Origin of the sequence: Psychromonas sp. KJ10-2 (genome assembly GCF_047323255.1) — a bacterium.
Classification (GTDB): Bacteria; Pseudomonadota; Gammaproteobacteria; order Enterobacterales; family Psychromonadaceae; genus Psychromonas.
This window is the reverse complement of sequence record NZ_CP178827.1, coordinates 653,966-675,277: the sequence shown is the minus strand read 5'-3', so window position 1 is coordinate 675,277 and position 21,312 is coordinate 653,966. Positions and strand designations below refer to the sequence as shown.

The window sequence follows — 21,312 nt, the reverse complement described above, 5'->3', positions numbered from 1 at the left end:
CGCCATTAACAGCAAGCTTTGAGCCTGCTCCTAGTGCAACGGTGGCGATAAAAAGCTTGCTGCACTTGAATGTATTGATTCAAGTGTTCACAACCTAACGACTGGCAGTAAACAATTATTATTAGTGAATGATGGTTTAGACAGTTGTGTGTTAACCGCTAATGAATTAACCCAACTTGGTTGGCAAGTAACGGTACTCACTCCGCATTGGATAAAAGTTAAATTAACCAAACAGTTTGCTCAACAAGTACAACTTGTAGATTTACCTGCGCTTGATGAAACCTTGCTGGTGGAAATTTTAACGGCACAAGAGTGGCAATCTGTTATCTATTTACATCCTAAAACTAATGCTCCTGGTATTAAGTTTGAGCAGTCAGCTAAACAAGGGTTACAACTGGCGTTCTTATTAGCGAAGTTATGTAAATTAAATCAATTAAATAATGAAGTCCGTTCATCATTTTTGGTGATAACACGCCAAGGTGGTGATTTTGCGACAAATAACCTTGAAGCTAAAGCTGACTTAGTACAAGGTGGACTGTCTGGCTTAGTAAAAACATTAGCGCAAGAGTGGCATCAGGTTTTTTGTCGAATTGTAGATTTACCAAGTAAATACACTACAGCTAAAGTGGCGAAGATTGTTGTGGCAGAGCTTAATGATAAAGCAACTTCACCGACAGAAATTGGTTACAACAATGATGGCCGTTTAACGTTAGTGGCAGAAAAAACCGATAGCTATCAATTAACGCTTGGTCAGTCCATTAATCAAGACTCTGTTTTCTTAGTCAGTGGCGGTGCAAAAGGGGTGACAGCACATTGTGTTATTGAACTAGCAAAGCAGTACCAATCAAAATTTATCCTGTTAGGTCGTTCACAATACCAAGCTGATGAAGCATCTTGGTCTTTAGCTATTGACTCCGATGTTGAACTTAAAAAAGCTGCCATGCAGCATTTGATAAACAGTGGCCAAAAGCCTAATCCCAAATCAGTGAAGCAGTTAATTAACGCGGTATTGGCAAATCGAGAGATTAAGCAAACCTTACAAGCTATTACACAGGCTGGTGGAATCGCTGAGTACGTTGCTGCCGATGTATGTGATCAACAAGCGTTACAAGCTGCCGTTTCTCCAATCACTGCGTTATGGGGAGGTATTACCGGCGTTATACATGGCGCAGGTGTACTAGCAGATAGATTTATTGAAGATAAAACATTAAGTGAGTTTGAACAGGTTTATAGAACTAAAATCGATGGATTAGCGGCATTACTTTCATGTTGTGAAATGGAAAAATTAGCGCACCTAGCTATGTTTTCATCGGCGGCGGGTTTCTATGGTAATCCTGCACAATCAGATTACGCGATTGCCAATGAGATCCTAAACAAAACAGCGTACCGTTTTAAGGCGCTTTATCCTAATACTCAGGTATTAAGCTTTAACTGGGGCCCTTGGGATGGAGGTATGGTTACCGCTGAGTTAAAACGTATGTTTGACCAACGTGGTGTGTACATTATTCCCATTGAGTCTGGTGCTAAGTTATTAGCGAGTGAATTAGCGGCTGCAGACAATCGTTGTGTACAGATTGTGATTGGTACTGATATGGCGGGTACAGAGGCAGAAAATGAATCTCTGCAGCTTGAAGGCCAAGTTATTAAAGTATTTAATCATCAAGAAAACCTTTTAATCTCTGACCATCAAATAGATGGACAAGGTGTTTTACCAACGGTTTGTGCCATGGCTTGGTTAAAATCAGCCTGTGAACAGCAATACCCTGATTATCAATACCAAGGGGTGAAAAATTTTAAATTATTTAAAGGTGTGGTGTTTAATGGCGCACATGCTGAACAATTTATATTAGATACTAAATTGGTTGAGCAGTCAGCTAACGAGTTAAACGTAGAAGTATTAGTAAGCAGTACTAATGCTCAAGGAAAACCTGTTTATCATTATCAAGGTGTAGTGACCTTGACTAAACCATTAGAGAATGGCTTACCATTAGCTGAATGCCAATTGGTATTACCAGCATTGATGAATAAACAATCAAAACAAGCGGCTGAGTTATATGCTGATGGTAGCTTGTTCCATGGTCAAAGTTTACAGGGTATTCAACATATTCATCAACTCGATGAAACTGGGTTGTTATTAGAGTGTGCCATCGAAAATTCAGCTAATCGTGACCATGCTGAATTTGACTTAACTGAAACCAATGTCGCTGCTAATGATCTGGTTTATCAGGCTTTATTAGTCTGGACGAATAAACAGTTAGGTACAGGCAGTTTGCCAACCAGTACAGAGAGTTGGGATGTGTACCGAGAAGTACAACTCGATGAGCACTTCTTTATTCAACTAACAGTCACCAAGCAACAAGGCCAAAGTGTATTTGGTGATTTACTCTTGATTGATAAAGATAACAAAGTGATCAGTAAAATAACTTCAGCAGAAGTGACCTGTAGCCCAAGCTTAACTGAACTGTTTAAGGCTAGCGCTTAAGCATGTTAGCAGTATTAGGGTTAGAGGTAAGTATTACAGACAATAACAATCAGCAGATTGATATTGATGCTTATGACTACCATCTATACCAAGGTCAAAAGCTAACAACTGCTGTTGTCCAGAATGCAAACACTGCGATTCATGAGTTAGAGAGGTTATGTGATAAGTTATTGACACATAACCATTTAACTCGGGCGCAAGTTCATTTAATACAGTGTTGCGATGTTCAAATACTGGATCTAGGGCACTTAACTGAAAAATTCGCTGAGAATACTCAATGTGAATCACTAAGTGATGCCTTAGATGTCTGTTCTCAGCAATCATCTAACGCAAGTTTAATTATCAGCATTGACGCTAGTGATTTAAATAGCTACGCCGCTATCTTAGTTGCGTCGGACAAACTTAGGCAAGATCCTGCATCGCAATTAAGTCTTTGTCATTGTTATGCGTATATTAATGCACAAAGTAGTGTGCAAAACGCATCTCCAGTGCCTGAACAAACTGACTTAATACAAAAACACCTTGCTCATTTTCGCGATGACAATGCGATCAGTAATGAGATGTTTGAGTCGATCATCTTGAATCAGTTAGATTCCAGCCTATCAGTTGATCAACATGCACTGCCTTATATAGATTTTAATGAGGCGACAGATAAACCAGAACTTAGCCAATTAGAAAAGCCTACCTTGTTAACCAGTCTTGATTGTTATCACACTGAAGATGCCCAGTTTATGTCGCTATTAAGTTTGATTTCGGCTGTGCTTTGTATGGACCAACAATATCGTTTAGGTTATTCCGGTCAGTCCTTAGTTAATAAGCTACAAGAGCAAGAGTGGAATAATTCACCTTATTATCTATTAGCTGACTCAACCAGTTATTTACCACAGCAATCAAAGCAAACTAGACATCTATTGCTTAGTCTCGTAGATAAAAAGGTACATCAACTATTCGTTGTTTCCAATGTTAATACACAGGCAAAAAAGCACCAGCCTGTCGCAGCAAGCTACGGTAATGGCTTTTTAGCACAACAACCGCTTAAACCTTTTATCATTAAAAGTGCTTCTGTGGACCAATTGATAAAGCACTTAGCACATTTAAAGCACGATTGTGAATCATCAAGGCTGAGCTTTAAATCGCTGCTTGAAAAACATCTAAGTGCAAGTTATTTAACAGAAAGCAACGCTCAAAATGGATGCTATTGTGTGGTGTTATTAGCCAGTTCACTTCAGCAATTAACTGAGCAAATTAACCTAGCTTGTCTTGGCTTAGAAAAAGCGATCAACAATCAACAAGCATGGAAAACTCCACTTGGCAGTTATTGCTGTGCGCAGTTAGTTAATACAAGAACCGATAAACAACCGCTGAGTTTTGTTTATCCAGGAGTTGGGGCTTTATATGTAAACATGGGCAAGGATCTACTCCGTCTTTTTCCTCACTCACATCAAGCGATGAGTGAGATGAGCCCTGATTTATCCCATAGTTTGCAGGATAAATTGATCACTCCAAGACATATTACTACTAGTCGTGAAGTCGAACTTCAAGCTCAACACAACTTAAGAGCAAGCCTAGCAAATATTGCTGAAGCTGGCGTCAGTTATGCTTATTTATTAACGCATCTATTTCAATGTAGTTTGGCATTAAATGCCACTAGTGCCGCTGGGTATAGCATGGGAGAAGTGAGTATGTTTGCGGCACTAGGGGCTGGAAAAATCCACATTTATTGAGTGAGCGATTACGTAATAGCCCGGTATTTACAGAGCAATTAGCTGGTCCGTTAAAACGTTTAGACAAAGTATGGGGCGAGGCAGAAGCGGGCAAGCAACACCGTTGGGAGTCCTACCATATTAAAGCGGGGTTGATGCAGGTTAGATCGGTTATTACACATTTTCCGCGTGTTTTTATCACTATTCAAAATACCGCTGATAGTTTAGTGATTGCTGGCGACCCTCGCCAATGCCTTGCCCTAGCTAAAGCGCTAGGTGTTAGAGCTATTGCTTTGAATGTCCCTAACATCATCCATTGTGAGTTATCTCGTAGTGAATATCAGCGAATGCAATTGATGTATTCCTTGCCGGTACAACAAAAGTTAGCGTGTCAGTTATTTTCTAGCTCTTGTTACTTACCTGTGCCAATCACTGAAAAAGCGATTGCTGTGAGTATCAGTAAATGCCTCACAGAGTTTGTTGATTTTCCTCGTTTAATTAAGAATATGTATGCCACAGGGGAACGTGTTTTTATTGAAATGGGTGCAGGAAAATCATTAAGCACTTGGATTGAACGTATTTTAAAGAATAATCAGCGTAGCGTAACCTGTTTGTCAGTTAATCAGAAAAATTCGGAAGATTATACTGCGATCCTCAAAAGCGTAGCGACATTAGTCAGCCTAGGTTATCCCGTGAATTTACAGCCATTTTTAAAGGAACCTTAGTGCGTCCTGTTAATAAAATCGCTGAAACCGTATTAGTATCATAGAGAGTATTTATGGAAAACATTGCCATTGTTGGTATCGCAAATCTATTTCCAGGCTCAAGTGCGCCAGAAGAGTTTTGGCAACAATTATTACAAAAACAAGATAATCGCACTGCCATTACTGAGCATGAGTTAGGCGTTAATCCTGACCAATACCTAGGTAAAAAAGGTGAGAATGACAAATATTACTGCTTATACGGTGGGTATATTCGTGACTTTGAGTTTAATGCACAGGAATACTTGAACGCAGAGCAAAGCGATTTTACCGCTAATGATTTATTGCAGTTAGATGATTTGCATCAATGGTCTTTATACGTCACTAAACGTGCCTTACAAGATGCAGGCTATTGGCAAGCTGAGCAATTAAAGCAATGTGGTTTGATTTTAGGGAACCTATCGTTTCCAACTAAACAATCAAACCATCTGTTTATGGAGTCTTATCGTCAGGTTGTTGAACTTGCTTTACAGCATACGATTCATCCTAATTTTGCGTTGAGTGCCTTTGCTGAGCAACAAAAAGTTAACCCTCACAATGCCTTAGTCGCAGGATATCCTGCTGCGTTATTAGCGCAAGTGAATGGCTTAGGTGGTCAATACTTCGCATTGGATGCAGCCTGTGCATCATCTTGTTATAGCGTTAAACTTGCTTGTGACCATTTGCATTCAGGTAAAGCAGATATGATGTTAGCAGGTGCTGTTTCTGCAGCGGATTCATTATTTGTGAATATGGGCTTTTCTATTTTCCAAGCCTTCCCAGAAAACAACCGACACGCTCCATTTGATAAAGACTCTCAGGGGTTATTTGCTGCACAAGGTGCTGGTATGATGGTGCTTAAGCGACATAGTGATGCTATACGTGACGGCGACAAGATCCATGCTGTAATTAAAGGTGGTGCACTGACTAACGATGGTAAAGGTGAGTTTGTATTAAGTCCCAATAGCAAAGGTCAAGTGCTTGCCTATCAAGAGGCTTATCATAATGCACAGGTTGATCCTAAACAGGTTGATTATATTGAATGTCATGCAACGGGCACACCTAAAGGTGACAAGGTTGAATTAAGCTCCATGGAGCAGTTTTTCAGCGAATATCAACATAAGCCATTATTAGGATCGGCTAAATCTAACTTAGGTCATCTGCTAACAGCTGCTGGCATGCCAGGTATGACAAAAGCGATTTATGCGTTAAATAATGGTCAAATACCTGCGACCATTAATGTTGATAACGCGATCAGCACCCAACAAGGTTATTTCTCAGCGGCACAAATTCCAACGGAAACGATTAATTGGCCAGAGTCGGAGCAACAAAGAACAGCGGGTGTGAGTGTGTTTGGCTTTGGTGGAAGTAATGCCCATCTAGTATTACAACCTGGAAACAGTGAATATGTTGAAAACACCCAGACAATTAATCAAGTAAGAAAACTGGCCATTGTTGGCATGGATTGTCATTTTGGGAAACTTGATAGCATGTTAGCTTATCAACAGGCCATTAATAATAAACAACACTGTTTCAGTGCCTTACCAACACAACGCTGGCAAGGTATTGAGCAACAAACTTCGGTGCTTAATAACCTTGGTTTGAACTGTGCGCCTAAAGGTAACTATATCAGCGAATTTGATATCGATTTTTTACGATTCAAAATCCCACCTAATGAACAAGATAGTTTAATTGCGCAACAGCTGTTAATGATGAAAGTGGCTGATAATGCAGCAAGGGACGCAGGCTTAAAAGCGGGCGGTAAAGTCGCGGTACTGGTTGCCATGGGCTTAGAGTTGGATCTTCATCAATATCGTGGCCGTGTGAATTTAGCTACGCAAATTGAAAACAGCCTAGTGGAAATGGGTATTGAGTTAAGTGAACAACAACAGGCTCAATTAATTGATATCAGTAAACAAAGTATTAATGACCCAGCACAGCTAAACCAATATACCAGTTTTATCGGTAATATTATGGCGTCACGTATCTCCGCTTTATGGGACTTTAGTGGGCCTGCTTTTACGGTTTCAAGTGAAGAAAACTCAGTTTATAAATGTGTTGATATAGCAGATAATTTATTAAAAACCTCAGACCTTGAAGCTGTGATCATCGCCAGTGTTGATTTAGCCGGTAGCTTTGAAAATATTAGCCTACGCCAACAGTTTTTACCTGTCTCAGAGCAGGCGCAAGTTGCAGCAACACCAGACCAACAAACACAGTGGTTAGTGGGTGAAGGCGCAGGTGCATTTGTGGTTAAGGCAGATAATAAAGTTAAATCTGAGCAGGTTTATGGCAAAATAGAAGCTTGCTTGTTTGCTAACCAAACTGAACTTGTTCACCAAATAAAACTGATCTCATCAACATTACAATCTGCCAACCTGAATGCGCAGGATATTAGTCAGGTTGAGAGCTTTGCGGTGGGCAGTAAACAACAATTAAGCGTTGAGCAAGCGAGTTTGCAACAGGTTTACCCAAACGCTAAATTGGTCTCTTCTAAACAGTATGTTGGTCATTGTTATAACGCGTCTGGTATGGCGAGCTTATTATCTAGTGTTATTGCTCTGCACAATAAACAGATTCAACCGGCAAGTAAGCAAGCGAATCAATATGTTGCTGTCCATGGTTTAGGTCAGGATATGAGTGTGGCACACCTCATTTTATCCAATGTGCATTCACAGAAAGCGATCGCTGGATTACCACAGGCAGCCACTAAACTTAGCTTAATCAAAACCGTGACTTTGGGTGGAAAATCCATCTTTAACGCAATCCTCGAATTAAAAGAGGATGCGAAGTTAGAGACTGTTCAACAAAGCTTCAATAAGCATTTTACAGATACAAAAACACCTGTGAGTGAACCATTAAATAGATCAGAGATTGCGCAACATAGCGCAGTAAATCACAGCCCTGTAACAGATAATAGACAAGAAGCGGCAATGAAAAAAACACACATGACGCAGCAAGCTGAGCAAGTAATTCACACTCAAGTAAGTGAGCAAATTACCCAGCAACATCAAACGCATCAAGCCTTTTTACGCCAACGTTTTATGGCTGAAAAACAGATAGCGAGCTTGATCAAGTTACAATCTGAGTTAGCCTTAGGCAATACTCAGGAAGTGAGCTTGGATAAATCCGTGGCAAATAAAGATCTGCAATTAAATACCTTAAATACAAATGGTAATAAACAGTCACAAATGCAGCCAACACCACAACAGCCGGGTTAATTGAGATTAAAGGGCAAAGTGGTTATCACTATCCACCTTTACAATTAACTGAACAATACAATCAACCGGAACAGTTGATCTTCGATACTGCACAATTGGTAGAGTTTGCAGAAGGGGAGATTGGTAATGTATTTGGTGAGCAATACCGCGTCATTGATAGCTACTCAAGACGTGTGCGTTTACCTACGACCGATTACTTACTAGTGAGCCGTGTGACTGATTTGCAGGCAAGCACTCATCAATATAAAAAGTCATCAATGACTACAGAGTATGACATTCCAATGGATGCGCCTTTTTTGATTGATGGGCAAATACCTTGGTCTGTGTCTGTAGAGTCAGGGCAATGTGATTTAATGCTTATATCTTATATTGGTATCGACTTTCAAAACAAAGGCGAACGAGTTTATCGTTTGTTGGATTGTGAGTTAACCTTCCTAGAAGAGATGGCCTTTGGCGGCGAAACATTACGTTATGAGATCCATATCGATTCCTATGCTAAAAATGGCGAGCAGTTGTTATTTTTCTTCCATTACGATTGTTATGTTGGCGATAAAAAAGTACTCATTATGCGTAATGGCTGTGCTGGTTTCTTTACCGATGAAGAGTTAGCAGATGGTAAAGGGGTGATTAGTACTGCCAATGATCAAGCGCAATTAGATAAAGCACAAAAGAGCCGTTTTACACCCTTTATTAATAACCAACAAACACAATATAATTACCAAGATATGTTAAAACTGGTTGATGGTGATATTGCGGGTTGTTTTGGTCAAAATTATGATCAACAAGGTAGAAACCCTTCATTGAAGTTTTCCTCTGAAAAATTCTTGATGATTGAACGGGTGACTAAAATAGATCCCCAAGGTGGACATTGGGGACTGGGTTTATTAGAAGGTCAAAAAACCTTAGCACCAGATCATTGGTACTTCCCATGTCATTTTAAAGATGATCAAGTGATGGCCGGATCTTTAATGTCTGAAGGTTGTGGGCAAATGGCGATGTTCTTTATGCTGTGGTTAGGCATGAATAGCGAAGTCAATAATGCGCGTTTCCAACCTATGCCTGGTGAAGCACAAACCGTGCGTTGTCGTGGTCAAGTTCGCCCACAACATAATACCTTAACTTATCGTATGGAAGTGACCGCAATAGGCATGTCACCACGTCCATTTATCAAAGCTAATATTGATATTATCTTAGATGGCAAAGTAGTGGTTGATTTCAAAAACCTATGTGTAGAGATTAAAGAGCAAGATCAAAATAGCCCATTCCCTGTGACCTTACCTGAGTCTGTACAACAACTTAAAGCAAACGCAGGTAATAGCGTGGTATCACACAGTGATGTTGAGTTGTTAGATGAACGAGGGATTAATCCTTTTGCTCATATTAACCGTCCATTAATGCGTGTTGAGTCTGATTTGAGTGCACCGACAAATAAGGGGGTTGTGCCAATCAAACACTTTCCTGCCCCATTTGTTGAACAACAGAATCGTATACCCGATACCGCACCTTTTACCCCTTGGCACCTATTTGAATTTGCGACGGGTGATATTAGTCAATGTTTTGGACCTGATTTTTCTGTCTACCAAGGCCGTACTCCACCGCGTACACCTTGTGGAGACCTGCAGGTAGTGACGCAGGTGACGGAAGTGCAAGGGCAACGTATGGATTTTAAAACACCATCAAGTTGTGTCGCAGAATACGTCGTACCGGAAGATGCTTGGTACTTCACTAAAAACAGTGCTAAAAACTGGATGCCATACTCATTATTAATGGAAATTGCATTACAACCTAATGGCTTTATCTCTGCTTACATGGGGACAACCTTAAAATATCCAGAAAAAGATCTGTATTTCCGTAATTTAGATGGCCATGGTGAGATAGTTAACAGCATCGATTTACGTGGTAAAACCATTGTTAATAAATCGGTATTATTGTCAACCAGTATGGCTGGTGGTGCGATTATTCAAAGTTTTAGTTTTGAATTAAGCGTAGAAGGGCAATGTATCTATCGTGGTGGAGCGGTATTTGGTTACTTCAGTGCCGATTCATTAACTAATCAATTGGGTATTGATAACGGGCAAATCACAGCGCCTTGGTTTGTTACACATAACACACCGGCGACGCAGTTAACTCAGTTAGATTTAACCAATAAAGCGTTGAATTTATTTGCTGTGGATCCCGCTAAACCAGCTTATCGTTTAGCAGGTGGTCAACTTAACTTTGTTGCTCAAGTGACCATAGTAGAAGGTGGAGGTGATCATCAACTGGCTTATGTTTATGGACAACGTACCATAGACGCCAGTGATTGGTTCTTCCGTTACCATTTCCACCAAGATCCGGTGATGCCTGGCTCATTAGGTGTAGAAGCGATTATTGAATTATTACAATGTTATGCATTAAAAAATGATTTAGGGCAGCAGTTTACTAACCCTCGTTTTATTGCGCCAGAAACAAAAGTCGCTTGGAAATACCGTGGGCAAATAACCCCGCTAAATAAACAAATGAGTTTAGATGTTCATATTAAAGAGATTATTAAGAATGAGTCGGAAGTGCGCATTATAGGTGATGCTAACTTATCCAAAGATGGATTACGTATTTATCAAGTTGAAGATATCGTGTTGAGTATTATAGAGGCGTAAAGAGACAGTTATGACACAAGCAACTAAAACCCCATTATTAGAAGCTAATGCCAACACCATTGATTGGAACTGGGCAGTGGCAGAAAATAGCTTACAAAAGAAAGAAGAAACTATTAAAGCCGCATTATTAGCAGTGGATAAACCACTGTACCTTGCACAAACAGAGCAAGGAGTGGGGGTTTGCCATCAACTAAGTAATGCTAATCAACAAACAAACGCTAAGACGGTGATCGGCTTTGCACAAGCTTTAACGCCTCAACAATTAGGCAGCGAACAATTTAAGCAAGCACACGGTGTTAAGTATGCTTACCATGGTGGAGCAATGGCCAATGGTATTGCTTCTGTCGAGTTAGTTATTGCATTGGGTAAAGAGGGTATGTTGTGCTCATTCGGTGCAGCAGGTTTAGTCCCTGATGTTATTGAAGAGTCTATTAAACGTATTCAAAAAGCATTACCTAATGGTCCTTTTGCCGTAAATTTGATCCATGCACCCAGTGAAGAAGCATTAGAATCTGGTGCGGTAGAGCGCTTTTTAAAGTTAGGAGTCAAAACAGTAGAGGCGTCGGCTTTCTTAGCGTTAACTCAGCATATTGTTCATTATCGTGTTGCAGGTTTATCACAAAACCCCGATGGAACGGTGAACATTAGCAATAAAGTGATTGCAAAGGTTTCGCGTACGGAAGTGGCTGAGCGTTTTATGTCACCACCGCCACAGAAGTTTTTAGATAAGTTACTAGCAGCCGGTAAGATCACGCCTATGCAAGCTGAATTGGCTTTAACAGTACCGATGGCCGATGATATAACCGCTGAAGCAGATTCTGGTGGGCATACAGATAACCGCCCATTTTTAACACTATTACCAACCATCATTAAACAACGCGACCAATTACAAGCTAAGTTTAATTATAAGGTTCCATTACGTGTAGGAGCTGGTGGTGGGATCGGTACGCCTGAATCAGCCATTGCTGCATTTAATATGGGCGCTGCTTATATTGTCTTAGGGTCTGTAAATCAAGCCTGTGTTGAGGCTGGTGCTTCTGAACATACACGTAAACTATTATCTAATATTGAAATGGCTGATGTGACTATGGCGCCCGCTGCAGATATGTTTGAAATGGGTGTTAAGCTACAAGTGGTAAAACGTGGATCTATGTTTGCGATGCGAGCCAACAAGTTATATGAGCTGTATAGTCAGTACCCAAGTATTGAAGCGATCCCAAGTGTTGAGCGTGAAAAAATAGAAAAGCAGATCTTCCGTCAGAACTTGGATCAAGTTTGGCAAACCACCATTGCGTTTTTTCATGAACGCGATCCAGCAATGTTAGCCAGAGCGAAAAATGATCCCAAACGTAAAATGGCATTAATTTTCCGTTGGTATCTTGGGCTTTCATCACGTTGGTCTAACATAGGCGAAGTGGGGCGAGAGATGGATTATCAGATTTGGGCTGGGCCAAGCTTAGGCGCATTTAATAGCTGGGTTAAGCAGACCTATTTAGCCGATTATCAAGAGCGTAAAGCAGTTGATGTTGCCTTACACTTACTCACTGGTGCAGTGTACCTTGCTCGTATTAATCAACTGAAATTGCAAGGCATTAACATCCATAGTAGTTTACTAAATTATCAACCTAATACTTCATTGCTAACATAAGGCATAAAATGAGCGCAAAAAAACAGAACAATCCACTCTTTGGTTTAAAGCTAGAAGTGTTACTTACTGAGTTGTCCGAGCACTATACATGGCTGGATTAAGCGAAGCCTTATGTATTGATCGATTTAATTTCCATACGGGGATGAAATCGACTTGCAAGTTTTTACGTAACAATCAATGGGCGAGAGAGAAAGTAGAGATGTTTTATCTTTATGAATTTAAAGCTTACCCATATCCTGAGCCTAAAATCTTAGCTAAACAACCTCGTGATCATAATTTACCGGAGGATGCCGTCAGTGGTGAGCCTGCCGTGGTTACCGATGCCTTGATTGACCGCGTTGATATTGCCTGTAAGCACCGTGTTTATGAGAAAAAAGCGCTGGTGAGCAGCGAGCCTGCTTACGACCCAAGTGACCCTTGGGGAATCAATAAGAAATAATAGTAAAAAATAGTTAGGAAAAATAATGCAAGACTGGCAGTTTCAATTGTTTTCAGAATTAAGCGCACACCGTTTATACCAAATTTTAAAGTTAAGACAGGATGTATTTGTATTGGAGCAAACCTGTTTATACCCGGATTTAGATGAACTAGACCAGCAATCAGCACATGTATCATTAATTGATGAAGAGGATGATAGTTTGTTAGCCTATTGTCGCGTACTACCCGCTGGGGTTGTTTATGATGATGTTGCAATAGGGCGTGTGGTTGTCAATAAGCAGGCGAGAAACAAAGGTTTTGCAAAGCAGTTAATGATAAAAGCAATCAACTTTGTTGAGCATGAGATGCAAGCGCCGGCCATCACTATTTCAGCGCAAAGTCATCTAAAAGCTTTTTATCAGTCACTGGGGTTTGAAGTTATATCAGCTCCTTATGATGAAGATGGCATAGAGCATATTACGATGCGATTAATTTTTACTTAATTACACCTTAACCAATAACAATTTAACTAATATAATTGCCTGTAATACCAATTGTATTAAATAACTGATCTAAATTTTGCGCCGGAAAAAAATGGCTTAGTTTGAGGCGTAAGTTGATGTAAATGGTTGTTCCCTATACGAAACTTACAACGAAAAAATAAGTTGTTTTAACAAGTAAAATAGATCAGTTACTTACTATGATTGGTATAATGGGCTTCAAAAGATGAAGCCTGCTATACTTAATTTAATTACGAAATATCCTTAGGAATACAGATGTCTGCAGAGTTGCAACGTAACAATCCACTACATGGTTTAAAAACAGAAACCATGTTAACTGAACTCGTTGAGTTTTATGGCTGGAAAATTTTATTTGCCGCAACACGTTTCAAGTGTTTTGATGTTAATCCAACCATCAAAGGCAGCTTAAAGTTTTTACAAAAACAAGAATGGGCAAGACTGAAGTTAGAAAGCTTCTATTTGTATCGTTTTAAACGTATGCCAAAGCCAAATGACGTTGAGTTTAACCTGAATCCACGTGAGCGTGGTTTTGAGCATGGCATAGTGCCATTGTCGCCGATGAAGTTAACAATTGAGTCAATTGAGTTGTCTCAAGCTAAGGCGGCTTCTGCTTTCCAAGAAAGACAGAATGAAAAGCGTCATAGTAATAATATGCGTCATCGAAAAGAGCAGGGTAGTAGACACCCAATGCGTGATGCAAAAGTTAAGTCTCAATCTACAACGTCAAGCAAGAATGAGCCGAAATACGATCCAAGCAACCCTTGGAATGTATAATCAATATTTAACAAAGTCGGTTGGTAATCGACTTTGTTTTTCTATTTTTCATCCAATTGTCTTTTCAGTAATAATATCTGTTTAATCAATTTAGACTTTTCTAGTTTCGCTAACTCAGTAACCTGTAATTGAGTATTCATTAAAGCTTGCATGTCGGCCTGATCATTGGCTGATGTTGCTTGCAATGAAGCAGAATTAAGCTGGGCTTTTAATTGTAGGTTTTCTTGCTGTGCTTGTTTAAGTTGTTGCTGCAAAGAGTGAATAGAGCGGTGACTTTCGCTTTCTGCAAAAATAAGTAGTTCTAAGGTCGCATTTAAAGGAGATTTCTTGGCTATTTTTTTGAGTTGGTCTCCGGCTTTTACAGACATGTTAAAGGTATAAAGCTTCTTACCGTTGTCACTGTCCCTAGATTTCTTACTACGCCAGGCTTTAAACATTTTATTACGCAGTTCTCGGCCTTCAGCTGAAGTTTCTAATAGGTGACAGAAATTAATAAAGTCTCCTTCATCCATACTATCTACATCTAGTTGGTCACCATTTAATAGTGGAGTTAACAAAGCAGATTTAGGCATTAAATAGTGTTTCACCCAATTACGATTGAGATCATTCCATTCAAATCCGTTAGGTGTTTCTACTGTGACCATCTGCAGCTCCTTATGACATTTATATATCTTAATCTAAGCACACCACTATAAGCATAAAGCGAATGAAAATAAAGTAGCGTAATGAGGTAGTTATCGGATTAAAGAGATTTATATCTAACGCTTTTATTGTGCTTGTTAAAATAGCGTATTCAAGGTGCTTAGTATTACGAGGAAACGCATTAGCGATAACAGAAGAGGGTGTTGTAACTAAGTGGTGTTAGTATGTGGCTTTTAGGGTTCGTAACTAAATCAGAAAAGTGCCTATCGATATATCAACCCAACCATCTGATTTAGTTATCTAGTTTTAAGTTTAAGTTATTTGATGTCGTTATTAATTAACCAAATTTTAAACTGTTTCTTTTGCTCTGCAGTGGCTGCTTTATATTGTTCAATTAAGCTATTAGTCGTGATTTTAGTCACTGTACCTTCGGTTACTTGTAAATTATTTTTTTGGTTATATTTTCCAACCAGCCCTTCAATATCGGCATAAGGCGCAAAACCATCACCATGTAATTGATCCGATGTTTCTACCTGATATTCACCCGCATCGTTTTCAACAAACCAATCTAATTCAGTTGATATTTTTTGTTCCGCTTGTGCAAAGCTGAGTAACTTATTGGTAGAGATTTCTGTGTCACCATCAACAGTAATATTAAACACATAAGGTCTACTTTGAAGTAAACGTTCATCTCTGAAAGAGTTTGAATATCTGACAACAACCTGATGCGTGCCGTCTGTTACTTCCATTGAGTTATCTGTAAAAAAAGAGCTTTTTACCTTTGCGCCATCAACGGCCATTAACTCTAGGTCGCTATGGGTAACGATTTCACCCGAAAATGCAAAAGGGCTGATGGCAAGTGACAAAATTAATCCTGTGAATCTCATATGTTTTCCTAACTTAATATAGTTGATTACCCGAATATGACAGATCAGTAACGATTTTGGTATCGTGATAAATGATTTATGTCCATAAAACGACAATAAAATGAATTGAATGTATAAATTTCAAACTAATTAAAGTAAACCATTCACTACACTCATTATTAAAACGAATTTGTGATGAAATATAAAGGAGTTATGTTTCAATTAGACGATCCTTTACTTAAAAATGTTGTAATAGTTGGTATCACCTACTTTGTATAGGAAAAGAGAGTAGGAATATATTGGTTTAGCACTAATTCGTTTCCAATTAACTTATGAAAGATATGCTTATAAAGTGGTAATTATCTAATAAAACTAAAATCCTAGTATAGGTAGAGAAAAGGTAAGATTTATTATTATCTAAAAAGTAATACAAATTTTTTTGGGGAGAATCTGCTGAATGAGTGCATCAAAAAAGTAAAGCGTGTCAAAATTAAAAAGAGGCCGTTAATAGCCTCTTTTGCAGGGGGAAATAAAGCGAACTTTACTCTGGATTGTCAGCAATAAATTGTTCAGCTCTTTTAACCATCTCAGCACTACCGCACATGAAAGGTACACGTTGATGTAACTCTGTAGGGTTAATTTCCATAATACGTTGGGTGCCTGTGCTGGCGATACCACCTGATTGTTCAGCTAAGAAAGCAATCGGGTTGCATTCATATAATAAACGTAACTTACCTTCAGGAGCTTGGGCCGTAGAAGGGTACATAAATATGCCACCTTTTAATAAGTTACGGTGGAAATCTGCAACTAATGAACCGATGTAACGAGAAGTGTATGGGCGGTTATCTTCAGGGACAATTTCTTGGCAGTGTTTAATGTATTTCTTAATGCCTAACGGGAATTTTAGGTAGTTACCTTCATTGATCGAGTAACATTTCCCAGTTGTTGGCTGCTGCATATTCTCGTGTGATAAATAGAATACACCCAGTGACGGGTCACAGGTAAAGCCATGAACTCCATTACCGGTGGTATATACAAGCATGGTTGAAGAGCCGTAAATAACATAGCCTGCAGCAACTTGTTTAATACCTGGTTGCAAGAAATCTTCTAAAGTGACTGGCGTACCGACAGGGCTAATACGTTTATAAATTGAAAAAATAGTACCAACAGACACATTTACATCAATATTAGTAGAGCCATCTAATGGGTCCATTAATACAACATATTTACTATTTACTGCACGTTCGCTATCAAAACTTACATAATCATCTTCTTCTTCAGAAGCAATACCACATACTTCACCACGAGCTTCTAAAGCCTGTTTAAATTTATCATTTGCGTATAAATCGAGTTTTTGTTGTGTTTCACCTTGAATATTTTCTACGCCAGTCGCACCAATAATATTGGCAATCCCGGCCTTGTTGATCTCACGGTTAACTATTTTAGATGCTAAACGTATTGCACCTAATAACCCCGTTAATTCCCCACTAGCTTCTGGGAAATCATGTTGCTTTTCAATTATGTATTCGCCTAATGTGATCATATGCTCTCCAATAAGTTTGCCTTATAATTATAAGCTAACTAACAATTTTTGTTTGTCTAAAGGTGTGAGCTACCTCTGAATAATAACACTCAAGGTAGTATTGTATTACAAATAAAGGTTTGATGTTAATTTAATGGCTAGCGGTTTGTTTGTAAAGGTATATTTACTTTCTATCATTGTGATTCAATGATCCGTTGAGTTGCTTTAGCGTTTTTTAAAAAGCTATTTATTACGCTAATATTAAACCTAATACCGTTCTTTAAACTTAATATCGCGTGCAGTTATTGGTGAATATGCAGTCATACTAATCACTCTAAGTAACTGATTTATTTTACTTGTGAAAATAACTGATACCTTAGTTGTCATTTTAGCTAATAGAACAACTATTAAAGCATTAACATTTTTTGGTTAATTCTCCGAGAAACTATTAACGAAGTTAATCGTCGAAGGGCTTAAATTACGCCTTGAACTAAGTCATGTTTCCTGCGCAAAATTTAGAACACTTATTTTATGTGATTGGTATAATTTTACTGGGAAGGTACTTGGGTTAAGTTTTCGGTGATAGGGGCGTTAAAGTAGCCAGCATGAAGGGAATTTATGGTGTTATTATTGCGTACAAACTTAGCAATTAATGTCATCAATATGACGCATTAAAAAGCAAAGCTTTACAGCCTTTGCTTTTTAATAGATGAGGTTAATTATCTTGCTTTTCGTGTTTTATTCTTTGCTTTTCTGATAGCTGAAGGTTTATTTTCGGCTTTACGTTTTGCCATTAACTGATTACGTTCTTGTGTTGCTTTGTAACGGCTTTTTTGAGTTTTTTCCCATCTTCTTGTACATCAATTGCACTATTAAACTCATAGCCTGGATACATAATCCGCTCGAATTTACGCCCAATTAAGGTTTCTATATTATCCAGAAATTGTTCGTCTTTAGGGCTAACTAAAGAAACGGCATGGCCACTTTTACCCGCACGGCCAGTTCTGCCAATACGATGTACGTAATCTTCTGCTAAAAATGGTAGGTGGAAGTTAACGACATGCGGTAAATCAGGAATATCTAAACCACGTGCTGCTACATCGGTTGCAACTAAAACACGAACACTACCTTCAGCAAACTGTTGAATCGCTTTATTACGTGCTCCTTGCGTTTTATCTCCATGGCATAAAGCGGTTTTGATACCATCAAGCTTTAGTTCTTTAGTAAGCATATTCGCGCTCTCTTTGGTGCCTGCAAATACAAGTACTTGTTTCCAGTTTTTAACACCAATCAGTTCTGATAATAGTTCACGTTTACGTGCTTCACTTACCCAATAGACCTGTTGTTTTACTTTACCCGATGTAGAGTTTTGTTTTGCTGTCTCAATATTTTTAGGCGTATGTAATATTTGATTAGCCAGTGTCTTTACTTTATTTGAGAAAGTAGCAGAGAACATCAAGGTTTGGTGTTTTTGTTTAATAATATCAATGATTTGTTGTATGTCGGTTAAAAAGCCCATATCTAACATACGATCAGCTTCATCAAGTACTAAATGTTTGATGTGTGCTAAATCAACTTGTCTGGCATTAACATGTTCAATTAAACGCCCTAGTGTGGCCACTAATACATCAACACCTGTTTTTAACATTTGAGTTTGTGGAGACATATTTGCTCCACCCGTTACCACGCCTGATGTTAATGGTAAAAACTGACTGTATTGTTTGACATTTTCAGCAACCTGTAAGGCAAGTTCACGAGTAGGGGTAAGAATCAATACCTTAATGGTACGTGATGAGCCTATATTCTCAGGTTGGTTTTTTGCTATTATATCCAATAAAGGCAATGTGAAAGCGGCTGTTTTGCCTGTGCCTGTTTGGGCACTTGCTAAGACGTCATGACCAGATTTGATCAGTGGGATAGCCTGTTGTTGAATCGGCGTTAGTTTTGAATAACCACATGCTTTAACTGCCTTTAATAGATTTGCAGATAAACCTGCTGCATCAACACTCATATTTATATCCTAAATTAATACACTACAAAATAATCGCGCAGTATAACAAACTCTGTTTTGTAATGTTATGAAAAACACTGAACAATAGTATCTTAATAAAATCTGTAATAATGAGTTAACACCTTATCTGAAGAGCCATCTTAAGCTGCTGATAACATAGGTTTTTATATTGCTGTATCTACTGTACTATAGAAGCTAATAAAAAATAGCTAACAAGGAACTACCATGCCTCAACTTATTGAATCGATTAAACCTGTTACTTTTTATGAAAAGGTCGAACAACAACATAGTTTTGTGCTGAATATACTTGCAGGATGGTGCCCTGATTGTATTGAGCAACAAGAAAACATCAGTGACTTTGTTGATGCATTAAGTAATAAGTTGCCTGTTTTACAATTATTAGCGCAACAGGATAAAGGTGTCTATGTAGACCAGGAGGCTGAAGCATTAGTAGAAGAACTCGGCGGACATGGGTATCCGCGGACTGTGTTAGTGGTTGCTGGTAAAGTATTAAGTACAGATAATGTGGAAGTGATAGACTCACAAGATCTCATTAATCTTGCTATCAAATTTAATGCGTTATTAGTGGCGTAAAAAGGGGCCTTATGTGTTCAGCTACCTCATTCCCTGATGAAAAGAAAATGTCGGTCATCTTCCGTATGGAACCAGGCTCTCTGGGTCCTGATGGTGGCCAATACATTAAAGAATTTTGTGATTTTGCACAAACGCAACTTCAAGCCTGCGCGGCTTATTACATTAATTTTTTTATTGAACCAAGGTTTGATAAAACCTTAGCAGAGATGAGCTTTATTTTAGCCAATAAAAGCTTAAATCAACAACAGGTTGAAAAGTATTTAGACTTATTTGGTGAAGAGTATAGTCATTTTGAAGATCAGTTAGAAAGCAATTTAGAGGCGATCATCGACCAGTTCTTTGGTCGTTAAACTTTACATGGCTTCTTTAATTTAATGACGCTATGGCGTTTATTGAACATTGTATGTTGATAAGCGCCGTAGCAGTCGTCTATATCGCGTAGCCCATCTATATCGCGTAGCATAGTCGGGTAGTTATGTCGTTTATTGACTGTCTGATGGGAAAATAACAGCGGTTTGTTTACGCACTTCCTGAATCACCTGTGCCGTTTGTAAAGTACGTACTTCATAAACAGGGTTTATTTTCTTTTGGTTAATCTGCTCTGCAAAGGCTAAGGCTTCATAACACATACTATTATCAGACTGAGGTTGCGATAATGTCTGTTGATTTTGTCCTTTATTATCTTGGTACATAATATTAAAGCATTGTCCCACATGTTCTATCAATAAAGACCCTGACTCTCCTTGAATCTCACTCGCTTGGCTTGAACCAGATATTTTTGAGTGGTCGATAGTGACTGCAAAGTCTTGGTAACCTAGTATCACGCTACCACAGCCATCGACACCGGTTTCAAGTAAGGTTGCTTGTGCTTTAATAGTGTCAGGTTTACCAAACAAAGCACAGGTTAATGCAACACAATAAAAACCTATATCCATGATCGAACCGTTACAAAACTCTGGGTAGAAGGTGTTTGGTTTATCACCTGCTAAATAGGCTGGGTATCTTGAAGAGTACTGGCAATACTGGATATGTGCTTTACGCACTTTACCTAAACGCGTTAAGTTGTTTTCAATCACTTTAAAGTTTGGTAAATGCGCTGTCATATACGCTTCAAAGAAGATCACATTGTTGTCTTTAGCGGTTTGATATAACTCTTGCGCCTGTTCTAAGCTAGAGCATGATGGCTTTTCACAGATCACATGTTTACCATGCGCTAACATCAATTTACTTTGCTCAAAATGCAGGGAGTTTGGGCTGGCAATGTAGACTGCATCGATCTCGGTTGATGTGGCTAAGCTTGCTAAATCATCAAAGGTAAAAGGGGCTTGATGTTGTTTAGTAAAACGTTCAGCTTTTTCTATATCACGCGAATATACACCCTGTAATTTCATCGCTTGGGCATGGTTTTCAGGCGGGTTATTTGTACCATCAATAAACTTTTCTGTTATCCAGTTTGTACCAATCACTGCAAATTTAATCATTATTCAGTCCCATATAAAATTACTGTTAGTCGTGGTTATCGCCAATAAATTAAG

13 protein-coding genes and 2 pseudogenes are annotated in these 21,312 nt (G+C 38.8%); 10 read left to right on the top strand and 5 right to left on the bottom strand.

Annotated features, from left to right (window positions below):
- Positions 1-124: 124 nt before the first annotated feature.
- The 8 genes and pseudogenes from ACLKL2_RS03235 (at position 125) to ACLKL2_RS03200 (ending at position 14,142) form a co-directional block, all read left to right on the top strand.
- Positions 125-2,482 carry an SDR family NAD(P)-dependent oxidoreductase gene (locus tag ACLKL2_RS03235; protein ID WP_413693352.1) on the top strand — a complete coding sequence of 786 codons (2,358 nt, stop codon included), beginning with the start codon at positions 125-127 and terminating at the stop codon, positions 2,480-2,482.
- A 2-nt stretch (positions 2,483-2,484) separates the two neighbouring features.
- Positions 2,485-4,206 (top strand): hypothetical protein, encoded by a 1,722-nt coding sequence (locus ACLKL2_RS03230; RefSeq protein WP_413693351.1) that lies wholly within the window; start codon positions 2,485-2,487, stop codon positions 4,204-4,206.
- Positions 4,203-4,910 (top strand): hypothetical protein, encoded by a 708-nt coding sequence (locus ACLKL2_RS03225; protein ID WP_413693350.1) that lies wholly within the window; start codon positions 4,203-4,205, stop codon positions 4,908-4,910. Before ACLKL2_RS03230 ends, ACLKL2_RS03225 begins: the two co-directional genes overlap by 4 nt.
- Positions 4,911-4,963: 53 nt before the next feature.
- Positions 4,964-10,782, top strand: a pseudogene (locus ACLKL2_RS03220) (beta-ketoacyl synthase N-terminal-like domain-containing protein).
- Positions 10,783-10,792: 10 nt separating this feature from the next.
- On the top strand, positions 10,793-12,430 hold the full coding sequence (locus ACLKL2_RS03215; RefSeq protein ID WP_413693349.1) for a PfaD family polyunsaturated fatty acid/polyketide biosynthesis protein: 1,638 nt from the start codon (positions 10,793-10,795) through the stop codon (positions 12,428-12,430).
- An 8-nt stretch (positions 12,431-12,438) separates the two neighbouring features.
- Positions 12,439-12,869, top strand: a pseudogene (locus tag ACLKL2_RS03210) (VF530 family DNA-binding protein).
- Positions 12,870-12,894: 25 nt separating this feature from the next.
- Positions 12,895-13,350, top strand: a complete 456-nt coding sequence (locus ACLKL2_RS03205; RefSeq protein WP_413693348.1) for a GNAT family N-acetyltransferase — start codon at positions 12,895-12,897, stop codon at positions 13,348-13,350.
- Positions 13,351-13,623: 273 nt separating this feature from the next.
- A complete protein-coding gene (locus ACLKL2_RS03200) occupies positions 13,624-14,142 on the top strand; it encodes a VF530 family DNA-binding protein (RefSeq protein WP_413693347.1) in 519 nt (172 codons plus the stop codon).
- A gap of 41 nt (positions 14,143-14,183) precedes the next feature.
- Here ACLKL2_RS03200 and ACLKL2_RS03195 read toward each other — a convergent pair whose 3' ends face one another.
- The 4 genes from ACLKL2_RS03195 to ACLKL2_RS03180 form a co-directional block, all read right to left on the bottom strand.
- Positions 14,184-14,786, bottom strand: a complete 603-nt coding sequence (locus tag ACLKL2_RS03195) for a hypothetical protein (protein WP_413693346.1) — start codon at positions 14,784-14,786, stop codon at positions 14,184-14,186.
- Positions 14,787-15,101: 315 nt separating this feature from the next.
- The gene (locus ACLKL2_RS03190) at positions 15,102-15,671 is read right to left on the bottom strand and encodes a DUF2057 family protein (RefSeq protein WP_413693345.1); all 570 of its coding nucleotides are present in this window, start codon (positions 15,669-15,671) and stop codon (positions 15,102-15,104) included.
- Between the two features lie 520 nt (positions 15,672-16,191).
- A complete protein-coding gene (fbp, locus tag ACLKL2_RS03185) occupies positions 16,192-17,193 on the bottom strand; it encodes a class 1 fructose-bisphosphatase (protein ID WP_413693344.1) in 1,002 nt (333 codons plus the stop codon).
- 772 nt (positions 17,194-17,965) lie between these two features.
- Positions 17,966-19,183 carry a DEAD/DEAH box helicase gene (locus ACLKL2_RS03180; RefSeq protein ID WP_413693343.1) on the bottom strand — a complete coding sequence of 406 codons (1,218 nt, stop codon included), beginning with the start codon at positions 19,181-19,183 and terminating at the stop codon, positions 17,966-17,968.
- Positions 19,184-19,408: 225 nt separating this feature from the next.
- Here ACLKL2_RS03180 and ACLKL2_RS03175 point away from each other — a divergent pair, with 225 nt between their 5' ends.
- Positions 19,409-19,777 (top strand): periplasmic thioredoxin of cytochrome c-type biogenesis, encoded by a 369-nt coding sequence (locus ACLKL2_RS03175; protein WP_113818152.1) that lies wholly within the window; start codon positions 19,409-19,411, stop codon positions 19,775-19,777.
- Positions 19,778-19,788: 11 nt separating this feature from the next.
- Positions 19,789-20,127 carry a hypothetical protein gene (locus ACLKL2_RS03170; protein WP_113818151.1) on the top strand — a complete coding sequence of 113 codons (339 nt, stop codon included), beginning with the start codon at positions 19,789-19,791 and terminating at the stop codon, positions 20,125-20,127.
- 132 nt (positions 20,128-20,259) lie between these two features.
- Here ACLKL2_RS03170 and ACLKL2_RS03165 read toward each other — a convergent pair whose 3' ends face one another.
- Positions 20,260-21,258: a Gfo/Idh/MocA family protein gene (locus ACLKL2_RS03165; RefSeq protein WP_413693342.1), complete on the bottom strand. Its 999-nt coding sequence runs from the start codon at positions 21,256-21,258 to the stop codon at positions 20,260-20,262.
- Between the last annotated feature and the right edge of the window lie 54 nt (positions 21,259-21,312).

Bases quoted from the DNA above. Each gene is read 5' to 3' on its own strand.
- ACLKL2_RS03230 (WP_413693351.1), top strand. From the start codon at position 2,485: ATGTTAGCAGTATTAGGGTTAGAGGTAAGTATTACAGACAATAACAAT.
- ACLKL2_RS03215 (WP_413693349.1), top strand. From the start codon at position 10,793: ATGACACAAGCAACTAAAACCCCATTATTAGAAGCTAATGCCAACACC.
- ACLKL2_RS03205 (WP_413693348.1), top strand. From the start codon at position 12,895: ATGCAAGACTGGCAGTTTCAATTGTTTTCAGAATTAAGCGCACACCGT.
- ACLKL2_RS03200 (WP_413693347.1), top strand. From the start codon at position 13,624: ATGTCTGCAGAGTTGCAACGTAACAATCCACTACATGGTTTAAAAACA.
- ACLKL2_RS03195 (WP_413693346.1), bottom strand. From the start codon at position 14,786: ATGGTCACAGTAGAAACACCTAACGGATTTGAATGGAATGATCTCAAT.
- ACLKL2_RS03190 (WP_413693345.1), bottom strand. From the start codon at position 15,671: ATGAGATTCACAGGATTAATTTTGTCACTTGCCATCAGCCCTTTTGCA.
- fbp (WP_413693344.1), bottom strand. From the start codon at position 17,193: ATGATCACATTAGGCGAATACATAATTGAAAAGCAACATGATTTCCCA.
- ACLKL2_RS03180 (WP_413693343.1), bottom strand. From the start codon at position 19,183: ATGAGTGTTGATGCAGCAGGTTTATCTGCAAATCTATTAAAGGCAGTT.
- ACLKL2_RS03175 (WP_113818152.1), top strand. From the start codon at position 19,409: ATGCCTCAACTTATTGAATCGATTAAACCTGTTACTTTTTATGAAAAG.
- ACLKL2_RS03170 (WP_113818151.1), top strand. From the start codon at position 19,789: ATGTGTTCAGCTACCTCATTCCCTGATGAAAAGAAAATGTCGGTCATC.
- ACLKL2_RS03165 (WP_413693342.1), bottom strand. From the start codon at position 21,258: ATGATTAAATTTGCAGTGATTGGTACAAACTGGATAACAGAAAAGTTT.